The sequence below is a fragment of the Lentilitoribacter sp. EG35 genome (assembly GCF_040784015.1).
Classification (GTDB): Bacteria; Pseudomonadota; Alphaproteobacteria; order Rhizobiales; family Rhizobiaceae; genus Lentilitoribacter.
The window spans coordinates 64137-88068 of record NZ_JBFNGQ010000011.1 but is presented as its reverse complement, the minus strand read 5'-3'; the positions used below and the strand labels follow the sequence as shown (position 1 = coordinate 88068).

The 23932-nt window shown below is 46.6% G+C and carries 22 protein-coding genes and 1 pseudogene; 12 read left to right on the top strand and 11 right to left on the bottom strand.

Annotated elements, in window-relative coordinates; translation table 11 throughout:
- Positions 1–2: 2 nt before the first annotated feature.
- Genes AB2J24_RS16825 through AB2J24_RS16810 form a run of 4 tightly spaced genes read right to left on the bottom strand, consistent with a single transcriptional unit; the run spans position 3 to position 2301 of the window.
- Positions 3–713: a 5-oxoprolinase subunit B family protein gene (locus AB2J24_RS16825; protein WP_367386316.1), complete on the bottom strand. Its 711-nt coding sequence runs from the start codon at positions 711–713 to the stop codon at positions 3–5.
- 7 nt (positions 714–720) lie between these two features.
- Positions 721–1482 (bottom strand): LamB/YcsF family protein, encoded by a 762-nt coding sequence (locus AB2J24_RS16820; protein WP_367386315.1) that lies wholly within the window; start codon positions 1480–1482, stop codon positions 721–723.
- The gene (locus AB2J24_RS16815) at positions 1479–2069 is read right to left on the bottom strand and encodes a DedA family protein (RefSeq protein ID WP_367386314.1); all 591 of its coding nucleotides are present in this window, start codon (positions 2067–2069) and stop codon (positions 1479–1481) included. The genes AB2J24_RS16820 and AB2J24_RS16815 overlap by 4 nt, the downstream gene beginning before the upstream one ends.
- Positions 2062–2301, bottom strand: a complete 240-nt coding sequence (locus tag AB2J24_RS16810) for a hypothetical protein (protein WP_162652166.1) — start codon at positions 2299–2301, stop codon at positions 2062–2064. Before AB2J24_RS16810 ends, AB2J24_RS16815 begins: the two co-directional genes overlap by 8 nt.
- A gap of 423 nt (positions 2302–2724) precedes the next feature.
- Between AB2J24_RS16810 and AB2J24_RS16805 the strand changes: the two genes are divergently transcribed.
- The gene (locus AB2J24_RS16805) at positions 2725–3804 is read left to right on the top strand and encodes a GNAT family N-acetyltransferase (RefSeq protein ID WP_367386313.1); all 1080 of its coding nucleotides are present in this window, start codon (positions 2725–2727) and stop codon (positions 3802–3804) included.
- Between the two features lie 188 nt (positions 3805–3992).
- Here AB2J24_RS16805 and AB2J24_RS16800 read toward each other — a convergent pair whose 3' ends face one another.
- The 6 genes from AB2J24_RS16800 to iolD form a co-directional block, all read right to left on the bottom strand.
- Positions 3993–5048 (bottom strand): glutathione S-transferase C-terminal domain-containing protein, encoded by a 1056-nt coding sequence (locus tag AB2J24_RS16800; protein ID WP_197742797.1) that lies wholly within the window; start codon positions 5046–5048, stop codon positions 3993–3995.
- Positions 5049–5087: 39 nt separating this feature from the next.
- Positions 5088–5654, bottom strand: a complete 567-nt coding sequence (locus tag AB2J24_RS16795) for a hemerythrin domain-containing protein (RefSeq protein ID WP_367386312.1) — start codon at positions 5652–5654, stop codon at positions 5088–5090.
- Between the two features lie 7 nt (positions 5655–5661).
- The gene (locus AB2J24_RS16790; protein WP_367386311.1) at positions 5662–7203 is read right to left on the bottom strand and encodes a glutamate synthase-related protein; all 1542 of its coding nucleotides are present in this window, start codon (positions 7201–7203) and stop codon (positions 5662–5664) included.
- A 286-nt stretch (positions 7204–7489) separates the two neighbouring features.
- Positions 7490–8305, bottom strand: coding sequence for an SDR family oxidoreductase (locus AB2J24_RS16785; RefSeq protein ID WP_367386310.1), 816 nt, complete (start codon positions 8303–8305; stop codon positions 7490–7492).
- A 2-nt stretch (positions 8306–8307) separates the two neighbouring features.
- On the bottom strand, positions 8308–9198 hold the full coding sequence (gene iolE, locus AB2J24_RS16780) for a myo-inosose-2 dehydratase (RefSeq protein ID WP_162652170.1): 891 nt from the start codon (positions 9196–9198) through the stop codon (positions 8308–8310).
- 3 nt (positions 9199–9201) lie between these two features.
- Entirely contained in the window at positions 9202–11061 is a 1860-nt protein-coding gene (iolD, locus tag AB2J24_RS16775; protein ID WP_367386309.1) for a 3D-(3,5/4)-trihydroxycyclohexane-1,2-dione acylhydrolase (decyclizing), read from the bottom strand.
- Positions 11062–11250: 189 nt separating this feature from the next.
- Between iolD and AB2J24_RS16770 the strand changes: the two genes are divergently transcribed.
- Genes AB2J24_RS16770 through AB2J24_RS16750 form a run of 5 tightly spaced genes read left to right on the top strand, consistent with a single transcriptional unit; the run spans position 11251 to position 16494 of the window.
- The gene (locus AB2J24_RS16770; protein WP_367386308.1) at positions 11251–12681 is read left to right on the top strand and encodes an NAD-dependent succinate-semialdehyde dehydrogenase; all 1431 of its coding nucleotides are present in this window, start codon (positions 11251–11253) and stop codon (positions 12679–12681) included.
- 10 nt (positions 12682–12691) lie between these two features.
- Positions 12692–13501: an HpcH/HpaI aldolase family protein gene (locus AB2J24_RS16765; RefSeq protein WP_367386307.1), complete on the top strand. Its 810-nt coding sequence runs from the start codon at positions 12692–12694 to the stop codon at positions 13499–13501.
- Positions 13501–14469, top strand: coding sequence for a hydroxyacid dehydrogenase (locus tag AB2J24_RS16760; protein ID WP_367386306.1), 969 nt, complete (start codon positions 13501–13503; stop codon positions 14467–14469). The genes AB2J24_RS16765 and AB2J24_RS16760 overlap by 1 nt, the downstream gene beginning before the upstream one ends.
- Entirely contained in the window at positions 14466–15584 is a 1119-nt protein-coding gene (locus AB2J24_RS16755; protein WP_367386305.1) for a Gfo/Idh/MocA family protein, read from the top strand. Before AB2J24_RS16760 ends, AB2J24_RS16755 begins: the two co-directional genes overlap by 4 nt.
- A gap of 31 nt (positions 15585–15615) precedes the next feature.
- Positions 15616–16494 carry a MurR/RpiR family transcriptional regulator gene (locus AB2J24_RS16750; RefSeq protein WP_367386304.1) on the top strand — a complete coding sequence of 293 codons (879 nt, stop codon included), beginning with the start codon at positions 15616–15618 and terminating at the stop codon, positions 16492–16494.
- A 621-nt stretch (positions 16495–17115) separates the two neighbouring features.
- Here the strand turns inward: AB2J24_RS16750 and AB2J24_RS16745 are convergent.
- Complete coding sequence (locus tag AB2J24_RS16745) at positions 17116–18144, bottom strand: LacI family DNA-binding transcriptional regulator (RefSeq protein ID WP_367386303.1); 1029 nt, start codon at positions 18142–18144, stop codon at positions 17116–17118.
- Positions 18145–18290: 146 nt separating this feature from the next.
- Between AB2J24_RS16745 and AB2J24_RS16740 the strand changes: the two genes are divergently transcribed.
- The 6 genes and pseudogenes from AB2J24_RS16740 to AB2J24_RS16715 form a co-directional block, all read left to right on the top strand.
- On the top strand, positions 18291–19388 hold the full coding sequence (locus AB2J24_RS16740) for an ABC transporter ATP-binding protein (protein ID WP_367386302.1): 1098 nt from the start codon (positions 18291–18293) through the stop codon (positions 19386–19388).
- A gap of 24 nt (positions 19389–19412) precedes the next feature.
- Entirely contained in the window at positions 19413–20741 is a 1329-nt protein-coding gene (locus tag AB2J24_RS16735; RefSeq protein WP_367386301.1) for an extracellular solute-binding protein, read from the top strand.
- A gap of 73 nt (positions 20742–20814) precedes the next feature.
- Entirely contained in the window at positions 20815–21726 is a 912-nt protein-coding gene (locus AB2J24_RS16730; RefSeq protein ID WP_367386300.1) for a carbohydrate ABC transporter permease, read from the top strand.
- Entirely contained in the window at positions 21726–22664 is a 939-nt protein-coding gene (locus AB2J24_RS16725; RefSeq protein WP_162652181.1) for a carbohydrate ABC transporter permease, read from the top strand. Before AB2J24_RS16730 ends, AB2J24_RS16725 begins: the two co-directional genes overlap by 1 nt.
- Position 22665: 1 nt before the next feature.
- Entirely contained in the window at positions 22666–23379 is a 714-nt protein-coding gene (locus tag AB2J24_RS16720; RefSeq protein WP_367386299.1) for a cytochrome b561 domain-containing protein, read from the top strand.
- 398 nt (positions 23380–23777) lie between these two features.
- Positions 23778–23909, top strand: a pseudogene (locus AB2J24_RS16715) (DDE-type integrase/transposase/recombinase); the annotation flags it as partial.
- Between the last annotated feature and the right edge of the window lie 23 nt (positions 23910–23932).

Sequence of the window (23932 nt, the reverse complement as noted above, 5' to 3'; positions counted from 1 at the left end):
GTTTAGCTCTGCTCCAACTCTTCTTTTGTTGTAAGCTCTCGAAATTCTGCTTCATTCACGCGCGTAAACTCAATGTGATCTCCAACAGAAAACAAAAATGGTTTCGTTGTATCGGCCTGTAGTGGTGTTTTTGCGGCCCTGCCGATAACCCACCACCCCGACGGCATAGTAGCCGTCGCAATCAAACATTGCGGACCTGCAATCATGAGACTTGCCGCTGGCACGTTCATGACAGGCTTGTCTTTCCGCGGAAACTGGATGGACGGGGGAACGCCACCAAGATAGGCATAACCCGGCGCAAATCCATACATATAGACCTTATAATCACCTGACAGATGGTGACGGATAACCTCCTCTTCAGTGAGCTTCGTTTTCGCCGAAAGTTCCGTTATATCCGGTGCATACTCCCCCTCATAGCATACGGGAATTTGCCAAACCTGCGGAGAAGAAGCCGTTCGGCTATCATCATTCAATAAGTGAAGAAGCTGATCCCGCAGGGTACTAAAGTCCGTTACGATCATATCATAAACGATCAAGACGCTTGCATAAGCTGGAGTAATTTCCACAACACCTCGTAAGTCGGCATGACTTACCGCGTGATCAAAATTCAGCACTCGATCATGAATTTTATCATCAACACTATCACCAAACTCTACCAAAATACCAAAGTCGGCTATTGGCTTGATAACTGCACCTTCTAAATCGCTAACCACGAGATCCTCATTTCATAAATGGAGCTATTACAATACCATTAGAGGTAAGTCTGGAATGAATTTCCTTTGCCATTGCAACTGCGTGCGCATTATCACCATGAATGCAAATAGAATGTGCATCAAGAGCAATCTCCCCACCGTTTATGGTTGGCATTTTCCCCGTTTCAAAAAACCGAAGCAATCGATCAGCAGCAACTTCCGCTGATTCAAGAACGGCTCCTTCAATTGAACGAGCGACCAGATTACCATCATCATCATAGGCACGATCGGCAAAAATTTCGGAGTAAACATCAAGACCAATCTCTCTGGCAGCGATTTCAATTTGTGTGCCTGAAACAGCTAATATTGCACAGTCTGAATGTGCAGCCTTAATCGAGCGGGTTATTGCTCGGGAGACATCGATATCTTTGGCAGCCCAATTAGAAAGGGCACCATGCACTTTCACATAAGTTATTTTGTTTCCTGCAAATTCTGCAAGCCCTTTAATCGTGCCAACCTGCGCAGCAATTAAATATTCGATTTCGCGACTTGTCAGCGGAATACGACGTCGACCGAATCCCTCTTTATCTTCGAACCCGGGATGAGCACCCGCTACAACGGATTTCTCTTTGGCCATTTGTAGTGATTGAACCATCGTTTTGTGATCACCTGCATGCCCACCACAAGCAATGTTTGCACTTGTGATGACATCCATCATTTCGGCATCCGAACCCATCACCCAGGGACCAAAACTCTCACCAAGATCGGCATTCAAATCTATATGCGTCATTGATTTCTCCAAGATCTATAAAGCCAGATTATAGCTACAGTTACACCTAATCCCGCGACAACAACACCCAACATATTTGAAATTAGATCAGTAACAGCCGACAAGTTTCCAGCAAATAAGTAGCCCAAAAATACATAGACTGTGGTCCAGCATGAAGCACCTATAAATGCGGATAAGGCAAATGGCACCCACCTAAACCCTGTCGCACCACAAATGTAACTCACCCACGGTCCTGCAGGGCTGATGATCGTTCTGCTCAGAACAATTGCCAAATTACCTTTACTTTGCAACAAATCTTCGCCCTTTTTCACCACTGGCTCAAGACGTTTTTTTCCTCTGAGCCATTCAATCAACCGATTTCCCCGAGCACGTGCAATGAAATAGGCTATTTGATCGCCAAGAACAAAACTAAACAATGTCACAACCACAACATGCCAGAGCGTAAGATCACCAGTAGCCGCAAAACCACCCGAGGCAAGCGCGAGCATCGCAGCAGGCAATGGCACGCCCATGCATGCAATAACAGTAACAACAAACACGACAACCAAGCCATATTGTGGGATCAACGACAGAACATACTCAGTCATCTTTTGGCGCCGGCTGTCTTTCACGCTTTTTCGGTTTTTTCTTCTCTAACGACTCGAGATGAGCCTCTTGTGCAGCGATAATACGTTTGTTCAATTCGCTCAACGTTATACCCATATCTTCAACAACCTTGGTAAGCGGTTTTCGCTTATCAACTTTGGGCCGAAGCTCCATAACATCGTCTAGTATGTTTGGTGGTAGGTCGTAAGACATACCCACATATCTGGGTGTCATCCACCCTTCCAAAGGTTGGTTTTGATGTCTTGGGTCGGCAAAATAGACTAAATTTGCCACAAACCCTGAAGAAAAATATGCGAACGCAACTATAGATACACCTAGTATTCCAAGGGGTATTTTATTATTTTTAATAAATGTAAAAATAAACCGCTTCTTCGGTGATGAATTGGACAATCATAAATTCCAGTTTTATTTGTGCAGATTGTAAGAGCATTAACGCTACTCCGCAAGCTTGTAATTTCATGTCACTGACAGGTATCTGACCCGCTTAGTGGAATTCATTACGATCCAGCTGTATCGTTGTTTTCAATTTTTTAAACAATTGTTGGTAGCTTCTGCAATTGGAAGTGGTGTCAGTTAGTATTTGTACCAATTTATATCTAAGCTAGAAGGTTTTGCATCAAGTTTGCAAAAGTCAAAATGCCCGAAACAAGTGTAAAAAAAACGGATGAACTCATTGTTTCTCATTTTAACATCCAGATCGAAAATAAATTTGACTTTCAATCATCAGATTTCCATGATCTCTTTGAAAAATCGAATGCAACCGCATTTCAAAAACCTGTCTGGTTACATGAACTTTATCAAAAAATAGCTCCTAACCGAAACGCTCATCCAGTCATCATTACAGGTCGTTTACCGGAAAAACAGGAACTCGTATTCGTGTTGCCTATGACAATACGTCGAGTAAACGGCGTCCAGTTGCTCGAATCTGCGGACTTGGGCGTGAGCGATTACTCCGCACCGATTGTTGACAAAAACATGGTTGATCTGATGAAGGAAGATCATCTACCGACCATCATCGATAAGGTTATTGGCAAATATGATATTTTGCGTTTGAAACCCATTAGAGAACAAACGCTTAGTCTATGGTCTCTCTTCTTTTCAGGAGAATATGAGAAGCTAAATTTCTCTTCGCATGAAATGCAAATTGGCTCATCGTTCAAAGAATGGCGCGAGGAGACTTACAATAGTAAGTTTCGTAAAGAGATCGATAGAATATCACGTAAATTTAACAGAGAAGCCCAATTAAAATTTGAATCTCTCACTGGAACAGAAGCCGCAAACGCCATTGAAGACATTCAGAAACTGCGCGCGGGCCGTTTTGAAGGTGATCCCATACAACAAGATTTTGTACTATCTTTTTATAGAAAGATCGCGAAAACTGGCTCAAATCACGGTTTCGTACATGTTCATAAATTGAGTGCTGACGGAGAACTGGTTGGTGCTCTCTTCGGTTTATCGAGAGATGGCACACATCATGGCATATTAATGGGCGCCGATTACGATCGATTTGGCAAATATTCTCCAACAATGTTGATGGTTGATGCACTGCTCAAAAACTGGCATGAAAACGGTGGCACAATCGCAGATTTCAATATCGGTGACGAACCATTCAAGAGACGGTTTGGGACTAAATCAGTTAACCTATATCAACTTTGCAGACCAAAAAACCCAATTGGTTGGCTCGCAAAGAAAGCTTTAGAACTCAAAGAGCGATAGCTCTAGTCTGCAAGTCTGCAAGTATCCCAGTATCGGTATCCAACAAGCATCCAGTTCATACCTGAGCTGAAATTTATCTTCAAAGCGGTGCTCGAACTTCCTGTTCTTCCAGTAAAATTGCAATTAGCCGGCCGATAACTCCAGGCGTTTAATACTGGCCTGCTAGCAGGCAGAACTCATTATGTGATCTACTTATCAGTCAGCTCCGGATGCTCATAAGCTTCTGGATATGTCATCGGGTGCATTGGTCCTAGTGGAATGACATTATTCCATGAGCGTCCAAAATAGCCCTGTCGACAGTGAGTAAGAGAATTACTCTCGGCAACGCCGTTTATCGCGTATACACGACAGAGCCATCGCCAAAGGTTAGGGTAATCCAGAATCCGAGCACCATTCAATTTCATACGCACATAATAAACTGGATCATGGCGGAAGAGCGTCGGGAAAAGGCGCAAATCAGCTTCGGTGAATTTATCACCTGTTAGGTATGGTCGATCGTCCGCGGAAAGCCGATTTTCAAGCTCATCTAACATCGCAAAGTAATCTTCAAACGCTTTTGCGTAAATAGCCTGATCTGATGAAAAACCAGCTTTATAAGCACCATTATTTATTGCCACATAAATCTGAGTGTTTAACGTATCGATGTCGTCACGCAAAGGCTCGTTCTCGATGCCCAACGGATATAAATCAGGCAAATTGTCACCCGATATTTCACTGCCAAGCAACCTGGCATTCTCATTTAACATGCGGACAATTTCAGAACTTTCATTGTTCACAATCCGCTTGGTTTTCTTGTCATATAAAATTGGAACAGATGCTTCCTTTGAACCCTCTTCCTGATATATTTCAGTTACAAGGCGAAGCTGTTTTCCGGTCGCCGTTTCAAATGTGCATTCGGGCAAAACAGTACCTGTAAGTGTTGCAATTCGTTCTGGGTTAAACTCCCATCGATTTGACTCAACAGGATCATCATCTCCTGTGCGGCTCGGAAATGCGACATCCATCGAGATACTATCCTGCAAACCAAGAACGTTTCTTGCTAAGATAACGCGGTGACACCACGGGCAGTTAAAAGCAACAAATAAATGATATCTACCAAACTCTGCCGGGAATTCAGGCTCACCGATTCGAGACCTGAATTTGCTAACACCCCGAACAAACTCACCTTTCGCCCTGCGCTCAACGACATCACTCTGAAGTTCTTCCTTTGAGGTATCTATTTTTGGAATTGTGGGTTCTGTCAATTTATTTGCCTTAACTTGAAATGTAGGGATATAACACAATTATCCCCGTAACTTATGATGAATGATAATCGGAACAGCCAGCTCTTCTTCATCCACCAAATGCCTCGCAAGAAGTTTCTCAACTGCTTCTGATGCCTCATGAACTTCACCAACAAAATCACGTGCACCAGCTTCGTCCATCTGCAACATTTGAATTGAACTGTTTGCAGATTTTGTGAACCGATCTAACACCGTGTCCAAAACCTCGTGGTCTTTTTCTAAAATCTCCAACCCACTATCAAATCGTTGATCGGCGGAAGATAATTCCGGAAAAAACTCATAGTCTTCCCAGCCATGGTGCCCATGTAAGTTGCCAACAAGTCGGCTACCATAGACGGAAAGACGTGACGCATATTTTTCGGCCTCTACTTTCTTATCGAGATATTGCTCGGTATCGCCACGTACAATTTCACTCAAGCGACGGAACATCTGATGTGCACCGAGCCATTGCCGTGTGGCATTTTTGAAGTTTGGATGCCCTTCCCAAGCTTCTCGCGGATATTCATTTAACAATATTTGCATATCCGATGAGAGTGGTTTTTCTCTGAACGTTAAATCCTCAAGCATATGGAATTTACAACTCAATGCCAGCAAAACGAATACCACTTAAATGTGCCATCTCTCTTTTCCAAGTCGTTATATCGTGATGTGAAAATGAGTTTAAATCAGAATGACCGCATGCGCGGGCCAGCACTTGCATAAGTTCCACGCTCGCACCAAAATATCTCGCGAGTTTTTCAGCTCCGTTTTGAACGTTCAATCTTGCTCGTAATTCTGGCTTCTGTGTTGCAACACCAACTGGGCAATTGTTGGAATTACACATTCTGGCTGCAATGCACCCTACGGCTTGCATCGCCGAATTTGAAACAGCAACAGCATCGGCACCCAGCGCAAGTGCTTTAACAAAGTCTTCTGCCACACGTAGACCACCTGTAATCACCAATGTTACATCGCGCCCGGTTTTAGCATCAAGATGCTTGCGTGCTCTGGCCAGAGCAGGAATGGTTGGAACAGATATATGATCTCTAAAAATCAATGGAGCAGCACCTGTACCGCCGCCTCTACCATCGAGAATGATGTAATCGGCGCTTGCTTCCAATGCAAAATCGATATCATCTTCGATATGATTTGCGGACAGCTTGAACCCAATTGGAACACCGCCGGATCGTTCACGTACTTCATCGGCGATTTTTTTAAAATCAGAGGGTGTCCTTAAATCTGGAAATGTTGCTGGCGAAATAGCGCTTTGTCCTGATTCCAACCCGCGAACTTCCGCAATTTTTCCTTGCACTTTATCGCCAGGCAAATGACCACCTGTACCCGTTTTTGCGCCCTGCCCACCTTTGAAATGGAATGCCTGGACATTTTCTACCAATTCAGGTTTCCAGCCAAATTGAGCTGAGGCGAGTTCGTAGAAATAACGGCGATTTTCAGCCTTCTCTTCAGGCAACATCCCGCCTTCGCCTGAACATATCCCAGTCCCGGCGAGTTCAGCCCCTCTCGCTAATGCCGTCTTTGCTTCTTCCGATAACGCACCGTAGCTCATATCTGAAACAAAGAGAGGTATATCAAGTTGCAGCGGTTTCAATGCGCGCGGGCCAATGATTATTTCTGTTTTAACAGGCACATCATCCAACAGCGGCTTACGCGCCATTTGCGCGGGTAAGACCTGAATATCATCCCAATGAGGTAAATCTTTTCTCGGCACACCCATTGAACCCATTTCACCATGGTGACCAAGTTTTGAGAGCCCGTCTCGTGCAAGCTCATGGATACGTGCAACCGTTGGCTCTTCCGGCGTTGCAACAGCTACAGGCACGGTGTCTTTTGATTTAACTTTTGGAGCATTATCGCCAACTTGTAGTTCGCCTAACTGCGCATGTGTCCCATCACAAAATGGCGCATTCGCACTTGCTTTACATTGGCAAAGAGCAGCTGCAGCTGTTTTATCAGCTGTAAACTTCATCGGTGTGATATCTGTTCCCGCGTGTGATCCATCACAAAACGGCTGCTTCTTTGATCGCCCACATTTGCACCAATAATAATTTTTCCCCTCCTCCAACTCGACCTTAGTTGGAAATTTTGCTGCAATGATCGGTGAACTGTTATCAGACATAAATACTACTCCTCTGCTGATCAGAGGTTATCCCATTCGTAAGATGAGAAGAAGTCACTATTTCAGAAACATATTGTTCCAAATTATAGGACAAAGCTCATTGTCGGAAGTATGAAAAGCGAATCTTCACACTGTTCACGGTCATACGGTTGCATGTGCTGCTTCCAATTCACTCGCATCACTGCATCTTTTCAACAGATGAGCTAGAATGGGTCCGCACCCTACCTATGCGTGATCATTAACGCGTTCTTCTGCGACAGCAATTCCAGTAAGGTACTCTTTACGATCAAGGCACCAACTTACTTGCTGGCGCTGGTGCTTGCGTATCACAGCCACCCCAAACCGACTGATCAAAATGAATAACCGATCCAGTCAGCATACCACTATCATCAGATGCCATCCACAACACGGCTCTTGCTACCTCTTCAGTATCAAGTAATCGCCCAAATGGTAATAAAGCCGCTTGTTTATCGATGAAATTCGGGTCACCAGATTCTGCTTCTTGAATCTTGCGTTCGTGGTCGGAATTCATCCATCCGATATCGAGCTGATTAACGTGAATGCGATTACGCATTAGTGCGTAGCCTGCATGTCGCGTTAGGGTCGAAAGTGCGCCCTTGGACGTAGCGTACGGCGCAAGGAAAGGTTGACCGACCTGACCAGAAACCGATCCGATATTCACAATTCGGCCTTCAACCCCTTCCCGCTCCATGATCGCTACCGCATCCTGTATAAGAAAAAACGGCGCGCGGGTATTTACAGCAATCATTTCATCAAACAATTCTGGCGTCGTATTAAGTAGATTTCCACGGTCAGTAAGACCTGCAGCGTTCACAAGGATATCAACGCGCCCGAACAGATCATCCGCTTTATTCATAATACTTCGTACATCATCCATATCGGCAAGATCAGCTGTGACCATATGAACAGACACTCCTGTGGCCTGCGTTATCTCGCTCGCTTTTGCCTCGCCCTTTTCAACACCGCGACCAACGATGACAATGCCAGCGGCTCCCGCATCTGCAAATAACCTCGCAACGGCAGCACCTAACCCCTGCGTCCCACCTGTTATGACTGCAATCTTACCATCTATTCGATTCATACTTACACCTTGTAGCCTGCGGCATCCATCACGCGTTTCAGCTCAGCACGTCCTTTGATAGCCATTTCCAATGGCGGGTTTGCTATTGGGTCCTGTTCTGCTTCGATAACGAACCAGCCCTCGTACCCCTTGGTGGCAAGGGATTTCACAATCACTTCAAAATCAAGCGATCCGTCACCTGGAACTGTGAACGCACCTTTGATGACCGCATCAAGAAAACTTTCACGAGTTCGATCCAACGCATCGATTACAGGCATCCGCACATCTTTGGTGTGCACATGACTAATCCGCGCGTGATGATTTTCGATCACTCGCAAATTGTCGCCACCGGCAAAGGCCATATGACCTGCATCAAACAACAGAGGCACTGAAGAATGTTTCATAAAGAGGTCAAGCTCGGCCTCGGTTTCCACCGCCGCTGCCATATGATGATGATAACTTAGCGGCATACCTTCTGCTGAGCACCAGTCAGCAAAATCTGATACCTTGCGCCCATAGATTGCCATCTCCACTTCGGTCAGTTTGGGTTTTTGCGCCAACGGTGTATTACGTTCACCCTGAACTGAGCGTGCGGTTTCTCCATAAACTATGCAAGGAGCGCCAGCCGCTTTAAAGAATGCATGCTGTTCGGCAATGCGATCTTTTTCAGCCTCAACATCGCCGTCAAGCAACCGGCCTGAAAACCAACCACCGCAGACAGAAATCCCGTGGCGATCCAAAATTGGACCAAGTTCTTCCATGTTCATCGGAAAACGGCGACCTGTTTCCATCCCCGTGAGACCCGCTTCTGCCGCCTGACGTAAACACTCATCAAGGCTGACATCGTCTGACAGTTCGGCCAAATCGTCATTCCACCACGCTATGGGCGCGATTCCCAATTGAGCATTAAGCATGGATCAGATCCCCCTGCGTTGTTTTGCGCGAAAGGCTTCCTGCCCTTTTCGGGCATCCTGGATACTTTTTCGCTCGTTGATTTCAGGGACGCCTACATACCAATCTGCGCCACCAGGCGTCCATGTATAAGCATCGGAATTAATACTGATGACCGTCGTGCGGTCCGTAGTTTGCGCCCATTCCATAGCCTCTTCAAGATCGGCAAGACTCTCGCAGTGGCGCGACAGGGCACCCATGGATTCTGCGTGTTTTGCAAAGTCCACATGCAACGGATTATTTCTGTTCAACACGCGCGAATCTTTGAGCAGGTTATTGAAACCCGGCACGCCCATACCTGTCTGCAAACGGTTAATGACACCAAATCCACCATTATCGCAAACAACTACAATCAATTTATGCCCGGACAGAACAGAAGAATAGATGTCGGAATTCATCAACATGTAAGACCCGTCACCAACCATTACGATCGGCACACCATCACCATTCTTTGCCATGGCATGACCCCACGCGCCTGCAATTTCATAGCCCATGCAGGAGAAGCCAAATTCGCAATCAAAAGTGTTGGGGGCTTTCACACGCCAATTCTTGACTGTCTCACCTGGCAAACCACCTGCGGCGGTAACCATCGTATCCTTGGCGGTTGCAGCTTTATTTACAACGGCAATAACCTGTGCATAGCTTGGAACAGCGGCATCTGTTGGGGCCTGCCCTGCATCAAGCATAGAATTCCAGTTGGCATAAAGCACCTGCGCCTCCGCCATATGTTTTGTGCCACAAGTCCAGTCATCTAAAGAAGCATCAAGATCTGCCAAGCTCTCCAACGCATCGCCAACCACCGGCAAGGATCGATGTTTACGTGCATCAAAACGCGCTGCATTGATATTGATAAACTGGGTATTGTGGTTGAATGTAGTCCATGAACCTGTGGTAAAGTCCTGTAACCGCGTGCCAACAGCAATGACAACATCTGCACCTTCGGCTAATTCCTTAGCCGCATCCGTGCCTTCGATGCCAAGTGGACCAACATAGGCGGGGTGATCATGCATAACCGCCCCCTTACCTGCAATGGTTTCAGCCATCGGGATGCCACGCGCCTCAGCGAATTCTGCCAGCGCTTTTTCGGCCCCTGAGTAACGAACGCCGCCGCCAGAGATGATCAACGGTTTTTTGGCAGTTTTCAAAAGCTCCACTGCGGCTGCAACCTGATCTCGATCAGGGCGAGAACGTGGAATAGTCCATAATGTTTCTTCAAAAAACTCAACAGGATAATCATAGGCTATTTCCTGAATATCCTGAGGCAGGCCAATAAATGCAGGGCCGCAATCGGCAGGATCAAGCATGGTTGCCACTGCCTGCGGTAAAGACGAAATAATCTGAGCTGGATGAGTGATCCTGTCCCAGAACCGTGAAACGGCACGAAAGCTATCGTTTACACTTGTTGAAGGCTCACCAAAGTGTTCGACTTGTTGCAATACAGGGTCTGGCAAGCGGTTGTTATAGGTATCGCCCGACAATAGCAAAACTGGAAGGCGATTAGCATGTGCGACACCTGCAGCTGTCACCATATTGGTGGCACCCGGTCCAACGGATGTGGTTGCAATCATAATCTGGCGACGCAGTTTTGCCTTGCCATAGCCTATTGCGGCCAACGCCATGGATTGCTCGTTCTGCCCCCGCCACGTCGGCAATATATCTTGCACTTGCTCAAGCGCCTCAGACAGGCACGTCACATTACCATGACCAAAAATACCAAAGACCCCGGCAAAAAGTGGCACCTTTTGTCCATCAATGTCAGTGTGCTGATTGATAAGGTAACGTACGAGTGCCTGCCCCACTGTCAACCTGATTGTATCTCCGGCCATACCGCCTCCATCATGAGATTTTCATTTCTACTTGCAATGTTTATTGATCTGTAATATCACTTGCAACAAATATTGCAAGAATTTATTTTGGAGTGATTGTACTTGAAATCGCTTTAACAAGAACCTTGCTCAGCCTCTGACCGTTAACGTCAGACAATAAGACAGAATAATATATAGTGAGGTAGACTAATGTACCAGAAATTCGGCCTTTTCATTGCTGGCAGATGGGAGCAAAGCGCAACAACCACTGCAGTTATGAGCCCGGTTACGGAAGAAACTCTTGGAGAAGTTGCAAGCGCCACAGCTTCTGATACAAGACGCGCTATCGATGCTGCGGCAAGCGCAGTTATACCATTACATAAAATGGGCGGTTTTGGCCGCGCGGATGCCTTGCATCGCATTGCGGATGAAATGGCAGCGCGCAGTGATGAGGCTGCGCAGATGATTTCGTTGGAAACTGGCAAACCAATCGCGCAATCTGGCCGTGAATGGGTGCTCTCGGTGGATCAGTTCCGCTGGTATGCAGAAGAAGCGCGGCGCATCTATGGTCGTGTTGTTGAAAGCCGCGTACCTGGCGGGCGTTTTGAAGTCAGTAAAGAAGCTGTTGGTGTAGTGGGTGCTTTCACAGCGTGGAATTTCCCGGCATCTTTGCCAGCACGTAAACTGGCCCCGGCTTTGGCGGCGGGGTGCCCTGTCGTTCTGCGTCCTTCATCGCAAACTCCCGGAGTTGCAATGATCATGGTCGACTGTATCCGTGCAGGCAGATTACCTAATGGAGCAGTAAACCTTGTTGCCGGTTCGACCGACAGCACATATACGCCAATCATGGAAGACGCGCGCGTACGCAAGGTTTCTCTGACCGGATCGACACGCGTCGGCCAGCAGATGATCCGTGATGCGGCCGATACGGTCAAAAAGGTGTCTATGGAGTTGGGTGGCAACGCCCCGTGTATCATCTTTGACGATGCAAACCTGGGTGCAGCACTTGACGTCTGCGTGCCCTCCAAATTTGGGAATGCAGGTCAGGTGTGCGTAACACCAGACAGATTCTTTGTTCACGACAGCCTGTATTCAGACTTTGTGACCGAGTTTTCTAAGCGTGCTGCGGCCTTAACATTAGGGGACGGTTTGGATGATGCTACTGAGATGGGACCGCTCATTAATGCCAGCCGTTTAACCGAGGTCGATGCGATTGTACAAGAGGCTGTTCAGGCTGGCGCCAAGCTGGAAGTCGGCGGTCAGCGCGCGGCAGAGTTCAATAGTGGTTACTTCTATGAACCTACAGTACTAAGTAATGTAACCGACGATATGCGCGCCTTTTCTGAAGAAAATTTTGGCCCCATCGCCGCAATCAGTCGCTTTACGGAGGAGGCTGAGGTGCTAACTCGAGCCAACGCGTCGACCATGGGTCTCTCAGCCTATGCGTTTACCCAAAACCCTGAGCGCGCACGCCGCGCTACTGCGACCCTGAAGGCCGGCATGGTTGGGATCAACTCCTTTGCACTCGCAGCCTCCGAAGCGCCATTTGGCGGCACAAATTACTCCGGTCTTGGCCGTGAAGGTGGTAGTGAAGGAATCGAGGATTACCTTGATACCAAACTATCACAAATTGTTTTTTGAGGTGCAGAATATGCAAAAGAATAAACTCAAAGACCTGTGGACTGACGGAAAACCTGCACTGAACGGGTGGTGTTCAATCGGAAACCCCTTCACCGCTGAGATCATGGCCGCCCAAGGATATGATAGTGTAACCATTGACATTCAGCATGGTGCCTTGGACTATTCAAGTGTTTTGCCGATGTTTCAGGCGATGCGTGCATCAGGTGCCACACTGATGGCACGGGTGCCGTGGCGAGACCCGGGCTACATCATGAAGGCATTGGATGCAGGTGCAATGGGTATCATCTGCCCAATGATCAACACACGTGCCGAAGCCGAGGAATTTGTCTCCTATATGCGTTATCCTCCGCATGGCCAGCGTAGCTTTGGCCCAACACGAGCCGCCATTGCCATGCCAGGCTATGGTGTTGCCGCCAACGACGAAGTACTGGCATTGGCAATGATCGAAACCGCCGATGGGATGGCAAATTTAGAAGAGATTGCAGCAACACCGGGACTTGATGGGATCTACGTTGGCCCTGCTGACCTAACACTTGGCACACAAGAAGGATGGCTGCCTCCCGGTTTTGACCGCAAGGAGCCCGAGATGATCACCTTGATCCAGAAAATTGCTGATGTTTGCAAGATCAATAATATCAAAGCTTGCCTACATTGTGGAACGCCGGATTATGCCGCCAAAGCAATCAGCTGGGGATATGATCTGACGACCGTTGGCGGGGATTCCCGTCTGCTTGCAGGTGCAGCGTCAGCCTCGGTCTCGACTTGGCATGACTTAGTGGGGCGCAGTTCAAAACCTGGTTCAGCAGAGGGAGGGTATTGATGACCCATCTGCTTGTTGCGGGGAAATTACACCCTGCCGGCGTTACTCGGCTTAAGACCTTGCAAACGCAAGGCACAAGAGTGACCTACATCGAAGAAATCTCCGAACCGTCATATACAGACCTGATATCAGATGCAGATGCATTGGTGATCCGTACCCAACCCCTGTCGGCTAACACAATCGCTAAGGCCAAACGCCTGAAAGTTGTCTCACGCCACGGCGTTGGATATGACGCGGTAGACGTGGATGCCCTAAACGCGCGCGGTATTGCTCTGGCTATAGTTGGCGATGTCAATTCAGTATCCGTAGCCGAGCATGCCATGATGCAACTTTTGGCCGGCGCCAAACAGGCAATCAGGGCAGATCGTGCCGTACGTGACCCCGAGCAATGGGGCTGGCGCAACCAACTGGAACAGCGTGAAATTTCAGGACAAAATTTGCTGATCATCGGTTATGGTCGCGCTGGGCAAAAACTTGCGGGTATGGCTGCAGGTTTCGATATGACCATACGTGCATATGACCCATACCTCCAATCAAAAGGTTGGCCTGAGGGGGATATTCAACCCATATCGAACTTGGCTGATGGGCTTGCCTGGGCGGACTGTCTGTCCCTTCATGTCCCGCGTGGTGATAAGCCTCTCTTGGCTGCTGAAGAATTTGCTCAAATGAAACCCGGCATGATCATTGCCAATACCGCCCGCGGTGGTATCGTTTGCGAGGTTGCGTTGAGAGATGCTTTAAACAAGGGACATATACACGCCGCTGGGTTGGATGTGTTTGAAACCGAACCACCTTCAGCAAACATGGCGCTTTCTGCTTGTGACAACGCACTTCTCTCGCCACATATCGCAGGCCTAACAGAAGAAGCCAGTGAACGTATGGCACTGGCGTCAATTGACAACGCGCTAAACTATCTGGATCAGACAGTTGATCCCGGTTTGATCGTTAATCGGAATGCTCTATCATGACTGAAAAACCAACACTTTCCATCGGCCTTATCGGGTCAGGTTTTATGGGCAAGGCCCATGTTTTTGGCTTTGCCACCGCGCAAAAGGTGTTTGACTTGCCGATGCAGATCAATCTGCACACCCTTGCAGATATTAACGATGAAGCTGCAGCACGTGCGACCCAAGAATTTGGGTTCGCAAACGCAACATCAAACTGGCGTGACATGCTTACTAACCCCGATATCGACGTGATCGATATCACCGCCCCCAATGCGCTACATAAAGAAATGGCACTTGAGGCAATTGCTGCCGGTAAACATGTTTATTGCGAAAAACCGCTAGCGCCATTGGCAAAGGATGCTGCAGAAATGGCTGAAGCTGCTGAAGCAGCGGGCTTAAAAACCCAAGTTGGGTTTAACTACCTCTGTAACCCAATGATGCAACTCGCTAAGGAGATGATCGAGGGTGGGGAATTAGGCGAAATCCGTTCTTATCGTGGCTTGCATGCCGAAGACTATATGGCACATTCGGATGCCCCTTACACATTCCGTCACGATCCGGCTGGCGGTGGAGCCCTTGCGGATTTGGGTAGCCACGCGCTGGCAACCGCTGAATATCTATTAGGTCCGATTGTCAAGGTCATGGGCGATTGTGTAACAGCTATTTCAGAGCGCCCGGATGGCAAAGGTGGGCGCCGCTCGATTGAAGTTGACGACATTGGACGTGCTTTTTTACGGTTTGAGAATGGCGCTAGCGGATCAATCGAAGGCAACTGGATCGCTACGGGGCGCAAAATGCAGCACGATTTTGAAATCCATGGATCAAAAGGCGCATTATTCTTTAGCCAAGAACGATTCAATGAGCTGCACTTCTATTCAAATGAAGATGCTTCTGGTCGAAGGGGATTTCGTCGGATTGAAGCTGCACCGGATCATCCACCTTACGGAAATTTCTGTGTGGCGCCCGGTCATCAGGTCGGCTTTAACGATCTGAAAGCCATCGAAGTAGCTGGCTATGTACGTGCAATTGCCTTAGAAGGGCCCGAGCCGTTTTCATTTCGCAAAGGGCTAAGGATTCAACATCTGGTTGAAAACATTCAAATGTCATCGGCTTCCGAAAACTGGGTTGACGTTTGATCATTGCGTGATGAAGCGAGGATGAATTTAAATGACACAAGAACTGCCCCCTGAAGATTATGAAAGCCTGATCCGCTTAATCCATGATCTTCATGGTGATATGAGCCGAGCGCATCAGCAAATCGCAGTGTACCTAACTCAAAACCCTAACGATGTGGCAGTTCGTTCGGTCAATGCCATTGCACAAAGCTGCGGAATTCACGCCTCCAGCTTTGTCAGGTTCGCACAATCACTTGGCTATGATGGTTTCAAAAGTCTTCAGGTGCTGTTCCAACGACGCCTTGCTACGGCAGCACCGGGATTTGAAGCTCGAGTGCATGCACTCGAGCAAGAACTTAAATCCAGAGACGACCTCTCTGAGGCGAACCTGCTGCGCGACCTTGTGATCAGCGATGCTGCATCGGTTCAAAGTCTGCTCGACGAAATTGATGCGGGAGACCTAGCAAAGGCGGCGGATTTTCTAAGCAAAGCAGAGACGGTTTTCCTGTTGGGACAATTACGGTCAGCACCGGTGGTCGAGTTAATTCGCTACCTTCTGACTATGGCTGGCAAAAAGTGTATCATGCTCGACCCAAGTGGTGGCCTTGCCACACATATTGCGCGAACTATCAGTCAAAATGATGTCTTATTGGCTGTTTCCTTTCGCTTTTACGCAAACGAAGTAGTTTCGATTGTAGAAGAGGTTGCATCGCAAAATCGAACTATCGTCGCGCTATCCGACAGCACGCTGTCACCGCTGGCTAAATCAGCTCATGTCCTGTTTGCTACCCCCGAGCATGATGGGCCTTTATCACGTTCTGTGACGGCACCAATCTGCCTAGCACAAGCCATCGCCTTGGCTGTCGCCTCGCGCATGCAAAACAATTCTATCGAACCCGAAATACCTTCGGTGACCGGTACAGATCGGTAGAGTACGACATTTGTTTTCAAATTTGGAAAGAACATGTCGAAGCATACGATGCAATCTGTTACAGACAATTCTCATCAACGGCTGGATAGTCCATCTCAAGAAAGTAGAGCGTTTATAGAGTGAAGATGGTCTTCAACTTCCACGCAAAAACGCAACCAACATCGTTCATGACAGTCTGTACAATTAGTATGATAACTGTACAGACCATACTTCTTCGCAAGTCGGATCACGGCAAGATGCAGTACATCATCATATTTGTTTGCTGATATACATTGCTGTGTACTCTATGTACTGCGGGGTGCACCAACAATACGACATGTGCTCCGTTCAAACATTCCAAGCTTCTGGCTTAAATAAATAACGGCCTGACGTAACTGATATACGCTCAGACCCGTGGTTATTAAAATTCCAAACCTTCATTCAACAAGGTGAAAAACGTCCTTGCCAATATCAATGCCAACTACCGTAAGGTTTGAAAAATCCGTATTTGTCATGGGATGCTCTTAATCAAAACAATCAGTCTAACAGACCAACCGCAAGCTCAAAGGTGCAGCCAGTCCATCCCATTAGCAGACGTTAGTTGAGGAGCAGTTTCAATCAGGTTTCGGATTTATCAGCGATTTAGATCAAATGGCGTGTTGTTTGTCCCGGATCAATTATGACTGTTTCGGGATGAGGGTTTTTAGTATTTGCTCCAAGGATTTTCGCAGTTAACAAAGATGCGCCATGCTCCCCCATACTAAATCTCGGTGTGATAGACGTGGTGATACGCCTCTTGAGAACCTCGTTTATACCAAGACCGTTATATCCAACGATGCCAATATTTTCAGGGCAATCTATTCCATTTTGTTCACAATACATTAGACCTCCGAATGCCATATTGTCGTGAAGAAAACACATAACATCGGGCGCGTCGTTACCATTTCTCAACACTCTAGACACGGCCTTAAAACCCGTTTCAAAGGAAGCAGTATTTGATATTCTATCGAATGCACAAAACTCCAATCCAGCTTGAGAAAAACTCTCTTGAAGCCCCATAAGTCGCCGGTCCGCACGAATATCCCTACCGCTTTCAATCCCGATATATGCTGGGTTTTTATAACCCAACTTAACCAAATGTTGGCCCATTTGCATGCCTGATGCCACGTGATCGATCCCCACGCATAGGTCGATAGGATCTTGTGTATGATCCCAAATTTCAAGAACAGGTATTTTCGCTCTTCTTAGCTCATCTCGTGTACGTGCGCTGTGATCAACTCCACTTAAAACGATACCTGCCGGCTGCCATGATATCATGCGTTCAACCCAAGCTTCTTCATGCGATTTAGAATAGTCAGAGATATCAATAATCGTTGCGAATCCTGCTTTCTCAAATCGAGAACGCATCCCATCATAGATCTCAGAAAACACCGTTCCAAATAATGTAGGCACTGAAACGCCAATCAAATTAGAACTCGAAGCGGCCAATGAAACCGCAACTTTATTAGGGTAATAACCCATTTTTCGAGCTAATTTTAAGATCTCTTTTCTTTTACTTTGTGAAATTCCTTCAACCCCACGCATGGCGCGCGAAACGCTCATAATGCTAACGTTTGCAGCCTTTGCAACATCTTCAATTTTTGCAGATTTATTCGCAGATTTTTCACTCAACTTACCGCGCCTATCATTTGATTTCTTAGTTCGAAATTTACGTTAACGCTAACGTAGTTTCTTTTCCATGCGCATTGCAAGTCCTTTCATTTTGATGTTGGCTAAGATCAACATTTAGCGAAATGTGTTCTGGGAGGATCACCAATTTGCCACAAATCTCTCTTCAACAAGTGGAAAAGAGTTACGGAAACGTTCGCGTATTACCACCGCTCGATTTGGAATTAAATGATGCAGAATTCACAGTGTTGGTTGGGCCTTCAGGATGTGGAAAATCAACGACATTGCGCATCCTAGCTGGGCTTGAAACCCTTTCAGGTGGCGAGATATATTTTGATGACAAGCCGATCAGTGCGCTCGAACCAAAAGATCGTGACATTGCCATGGTATTTCAGGATTATGCGCTTTATCCGCACATGAATATTGCTCGTAATATGTCATTTGCATTACGCCTCCAAAAACGCCCGAAATCCGAAATTGATCAGAAAGTTCAAACGGTTGCCGATATGTTAAATATCGGTCACCTGCTTGAGCGTAAACCGGCAGAACTATCTGGCGGGCAGAGACAACGTGTTGCCATGGGACGTGCACTCGTTCGAGATGCTTCCACTTTTTTATTTGATGAACCTTTGTCAAATTTGGACGCAAAGCTTCGCGCAAAAATGCGGACCGAACTCGCTGAAATGCGACAAACAATCAATAAAAATATGATCTATGTGACCCATGATCAGGTCGAAGCTATGACCCTTGGTGATCGCATCGTGGTTATGTGCGATGGCATCATCCAACAGCAGGGATCGCCTGAAGATCTTTTCAAAAGCCCTGTGAACAAATTTGTTGCAGGCTTTATGGGAAGCCCAACAATGAACTTCTTGGATGGAGAACTCATCTCTAAAGATGATAAAATGTGGGTGGAAGGTGATGGCTATTCATTACCTTTATCAACATCTTTGTCTTCAAAGTTGGAACACACATCACAAAGAAGTATTTATGTTGGAATTCGTCCTTCAGCATTTAAGACTTTAAAGGAGCTTGAGGGGTCGAAATCTCTCGCTGAGATAACTCTAAGAGTTGTCGTTTCTGAATATCTCGGTTCAACTTCGGTACTATCTACACGGTGTGGTGAAGATGAAGTTCTAGTCGAGATTGATAGTGTTCGCCCCATTCAATCAGGCGAAACAGTAACCTTTGGTATCGACCCAGAGGACATCATGATCTTTGATCGTAAGAGTGAAAAACGTTTCTAGATATCAACGCATTGGGAGGAAATAATGCTAAATACTATCACCAAAATTGCCGGGGTCGCCGCAGGATTAGCCATGCTGGCTACAACTGCGCTTTCAAACCCCTACAAAGAATATGAAGGCACGACATTAGTCGTCAATTTTCCAGCTCATCCGCATTACAATGCTGTGATGCAAATATTGCCTGAATTTACCAAAGAGACAGGCATAGAGGTTGAAGTGGACCAACTACCTTATTTGAAAATGCGTGAACGCCAGACATTGGAATTGGGTCAAGACGAGGGGGATTATGATCTAATCGCTTATGTTGTTTTCTCAAAGGCCGATTATGTCTATGCTGACCAACTGGAAAACTTAGCGCGTTACTTCATGAACCCAAAGCTTGCTGATCCAAGCTATGACGCGGACGATTTGATCGATGGTTATGTTTATAACATCGGGTTTGCTGGCGGCAATAAAGGTTATTTGTCAGGTAAAACGGGTTCTTTGTTTGGCGTACCATATGGGTCAGAAACATCTGTACTGGGGTATCGTAAAGACATCTTTGAAAAACATAATTTGAAAGTTCCTGAAACTTATGATGAGCTTTTGGATGTTGCATGCCAAATTCCTCAGTTGGAATCAGGGATGGGTGGACTTTCATCGCGTGCAGCTTCAGGCCACCATGCAAGTCATGCTTTCCTATTGCACCTTGCTCCACTAGGTGGTCGCATTTTTGATGATAGCTGGAACCCAATCGTCAACAACGAAGCGGGTGTTAAGGCCGCAAATGCGCTTAAACAGATAGTAGATTGCGGACCTGAAGGCGCGGCATCCTTTGGCTTTGGTGAAGCCTTAGGATCCTTTTTGAATGGCGATACTGCAATGTTCCTAGACACCAGTGTCGTAGCAGGTCAAATCAATGATCCGTCAAAATCAAAAGTCGTTGATAAAGTTGGTTGGGCAATGCACCCAATGGGCGTGCGTCGCGGTTCTCAGACAGGTGGTTTTGGTATTGGTATTCCAAAAAACGCTGAAAACAAGGACGCTGCATTCCTACTTATGCAGTGGCTAACGTCAAAGAAAGGCGACAAAATGGTCGCATTGGCAGGTGGCAACCCTTCACGTTTTTCAACGCATGCGGATGCAGAAGTCAACGCGAAATTCCCGCACATGAAAACCTTTGGTGAAGCACTTCAACATGCCGACCCCGACTGGCGTCCGATTATCCCTGTATGGGGTAAAATCAACGCTGATCTTGGAACAACGCTTTCTAAAGTTTTGACTGAAGGAACGGATATTCAGGAAGCATTAGATGGTGTTGCAGAGCGCACCAAAGCTGTCATGGAAGAAGCTGGCTACTATACTTGGCAATAAACCCTCACAGGAAAATGACAGTCCGGATTTAATACGGGCTGTCTACTAAATTAAACTCAAACTAGGCAATGCGATGAACACCACATCAATAAATCGGTTAGCGCCATACGTATTCTTGGCGCCAGCGGCTGTGATCATGTTAATCGCGTTGCTGTATCCCTTGCTCTACATGATCTACGGTTCTTTTCGGAAATGGGACCCGAGCCAGACAATTGGTGAGACTGAATTTGTGGGGCTAAAGAATTACATAACTCTTCTGAACGACCCTGCATTCTTAGAAAGCCTCGGTGTTACACTAAAATTTGCTGGAGCTGTTGTTTCAATTGAGATGATTTTAGGTGTTGGTCTTGCTCTACTTTTAGATCGAAATATCCGCGGAATGTCTCTTTTGAGAACGATGTTTATTCTGCCAATGATGATTGCACCAGTGGTGGTTGGCCTTATGTGGCGCTATATGTACCATCCGACTGTGGGAACCTTTAACCGTTTCTTAAAATCACTGGGATTTGATGGTGTTGATTGGCTCGGCCAACATGCATTGGTGTCAATTATCATTGCTGATATCTGGCAATGGACCCCATTTATTTTTATCCTGACACTTGCTGCGCTCCAGTCTCTACCAAGGTCTACGTTAGAGGCTGCACGTATTGATGGAGCCACTGGATGGCAGCAGATCATTCACATCAAACTGCCTTTAATGATGCCTGTTCTCATCGTCACATGCTTGTTGAGATTGATCGACGCGTTCAAAGTTCTGGAGGTTATTCTTGTGATGACCGAGGGTGGCCCCGGACTCAGCACAGAAATCCTTGCGCTTCGCATTTCCAGAACGGCAACTGAATTCCGAGAACTTGGCGTAGCGGCTGCGATGTCGAATTATCTTTTACTTTTACTTTTGACCCTGACTTTAGCGATGTTTGCTTACACGAAAATTAGCGAGGCACGTGCTGCGCGTCTTCGCGCTGTTCGGGAGGAGAATAGCTGATGTCCAATAATTCATACGATAAGCAGCACCCGGGGTATTTTGCGCTTTTAGCAGCTCTAGTTTTCATGGCGGTCGGACCTGTTGTCTTGATGTTGGTGAATTCATTTAAACTCGATGTAGACATTTTATCTGGAACATCTGGTCTGCTGTTTTTGCCGACAATCCAAAATTATGAAACGGCTCTTTGTGACATTCTTCCATATGAACTCGATCACTTGGATTTTTGTTCGCTGAAATTTGGTGGATCATTGGTCAATTCACTTATTATTGCTCTTGTATCCACTATTCTTACTCTAGTTATTGGATGTATGGCTGCGTATGCATTGGTGCGTTTTCGATTTATGGGTCGAGATACTGCATCGGTGAGCACCCTGCTCGTACGAATGGTCCCACCTGCTGTTTTGTTGGTTCCGGTGTTTGGCCTTTGGAACAATGAATTTTGCTTGGACAAAGATGGTTTCATTGGTGGCCTCATAAGAGATACGTTTGGTGGTCGCGGTGATGTCTGCCTTGCAGGTACGCATTCAGGTATCATCCTCATTTATGTAGCAATGAACCTTCCGTTTGTGATCTGGATTTTGCAGAGCTTCATAGTACAGGTTCCTATTCAGCTTGAAGAAGCCGCACGTATTGATGGTGCAGGTCCGTTTAGAGTTTTCTTCCTCATTGTCTTGCCGCTAATTAAACCGGGTCTCGCCGCCGCCGCGATATTCACTTTCCGTATAGCTTGGAATGAGTATCTACTAGCAAGTGCCTTATCGGATAGAGATACGAAAACGGTACCAATATTGATCGTGAACAACATGTCAGAATTTAACGTGGAATGGGGTGTCATCATGGCAACGGGTATGCTGCTCGCTGTCCCGCCGATTATCTTCACTTTGTTTGCATCACGTCAGATTATCACTGGCATGACAGCGGGCGCAGTTAAAGGATAGTATGTTGTTTGAGTGGTTGGCCACATCAATAGATCCCGCGCGTGCGCACATGATTACCGCTGAGATATCGTGGCATGCAAGATTGATGATAGCAGCGTGGTCCTTTTGCATCCCTCTTGGCATTATCTCAGCAAGGTTCTTTAAGATCATGCCACGGCAAGATTGGCCTAATGAACTAGATAACCGAACTTGGTGGTTAAGCCATCTCATTCTTCAGTATTTAGGTGGTGCATTTACGCTAGTTGCGCTTTGGATTATATGGGACTTTGCCAAAATTTCCGAAGCCAGTTCTTGGCACACTTGGCTTGGATGGATTGTTGTAATCCTATGTCTTGCACAATTCCTAGCTGGCTGGTTTAGAGGCACCAAGGGTGGGCCTTCTGAAGTCTCGCGAACTGGCACAATTCGTGGCGATCATTATGATATGACACCTCGAAGAAACTTATTTGAATATTTCCACAAAAGTGCCGGTTATATTTGCCTCCTAACATCGCTCATCACAACAGCAATTGGTCTTTGGTCGGTTAACGCACCGAGATGGATGTGGATTGCATTGGCTATATGGTGGTTGTTTATAATTGTTATATTTGTGGTGTTGCAGAGAGCAGGAAAAACCTATGATACATATCAAGCCTTATGGGGTGATGATCCAGAACTCCCTGGCAATCGAAAAAAACCAATTGGAATAGGGGTCTCGCGCGTAAACAAGGAATAACTTGATACCAATTTATCTCTTGATCGCGCAACGCGTTACAATTGTATTGAACTGTCTTCTAATGGGATGGACTGGCTGCTGACTTAGCAAATGCGGTTAGTCTGTTAGACTGATTGAATTTAGAATAGGAGCAGCATCCCATGGCAAATACAGATATTCCAAACTTGTCTACAATTGGGGTTGATATTGGCAAGGACGTTTTTCATCTCATTGGTTTGGAAAACACAAGCCATCATGCAGGCAGTTGGACGATATGATCTATCTGGCACTTATTCGCGAACATTTTGAATTATCCAATAAAACATAGGGCTATCCCAGAATGCATGTAGAGCTCGTTGAAGAAGGTTTACCAATCGCGGGAAACATCGCGTGGCACGATTGATGTGTGACAATGGCTTGAAGGCTGGCCTTATCTGGCTATCGTGTTGGACCTTTATTCCCGACATGTTATCGGTTGGGCTGTCAGTGACCGGTTCAAGAAAGACCTTGTCATAACAGTCCTTCTAAAAGCCATTGTAATACGCCAACCGCTCCATTTTAAGTACATCAATTT